Annotated in this window: 1 protein-coding gene; it reads left to right on the top strand. The window is 67.7% G+C overall.

The window, feature by feature from the left end; genetic code table 11:
• Positions 1-62 precede the first annotated feature (62 nt).
• Positions 63-810, top strand: a 748-nt coding sequence (locus tag ACTSKS_RS11025; protein WP_442927557.1) for an IS256 family transposase, incomplete at its 3' end; no start/stop codon positions are given.

Raw genomic sequence — 810 nt, 5'->3', positions numbered from 1 at the left:
CGCGGCCACCGTGTGATCCGTCGAGTCAACCTTCCACAGAATCCTCGAATGGAGTCATCACGATGACCGCTCCTCATATTCTCGACCCTGCCGGCCTGCTCGGAGAAGCCCTGTCTGAAGCGTCCCCGGACATGATGCGCCATCTGCTGCAGACCATGATCAACACCTTGCTGTCCGCGGATGCCGACGCGGTGGTCGGTGCCGAATGGGGCAAGCCCAGCTCCTCGCGCACTGCTCAGCGGAACGGGTACCGCCACCGGGACCTGGACACCCGGGTCGGCACCCTGGACGTGGCCATCCCCAAGCTCAGATCGGGCACGTACTTCCCAGACTGGCTACTTGAACGCAGGAAGAGAGCGGAGTCGGCGCTGATCACCGTGGTCGCTGACTGCTACCTCGCCGGGGTCTCGACCCGACGGATGGACAAGCTGGTCAAGACTCTGGGCGTCAACGCCCTGTCCAAGTCCCAAGTCTCCCGGATGGCCACCGAGCTCGACGAGCAGGTCGAGGCCTTCCGCCACCGCCCGCTCGGGGTGGCCGGCCCGTTCACGTTCGTGGCCGCCGATGCGCTGAGCATGAAGGTCCGCGAGGGCGGGCGCGTGGTCAACGCCGTGGTGCTGCTGGCCACCGGGGTCAACGCTGACGGCCACCGCGAGGTCCTGGGCCTGCGGGTCGCCACCTCGGAGACCGGGGCGGCGTGGAACGAGTTCTTCGCCGACCTGGTCGCCCGCGGCCTGGCCGGGGTCCGGTTGGTCACTTCTGACGCCCACACCGGACTCAAGGACGCCATCGCGGCGAACCTGCCCGGAG

Source organism: Micrococcus sp. TCR-5 (assembly GCF_052220525.1).
Classification (GTDB): Bacteria; Actinomycetota; Actinomycetes; order Actinomycetales; family Micrococcaceae; genus Micrococcus; species Micrococcus luteus.
This window is presented reverse-complemented; position numbering and strand designations above follow the sequence as displayed.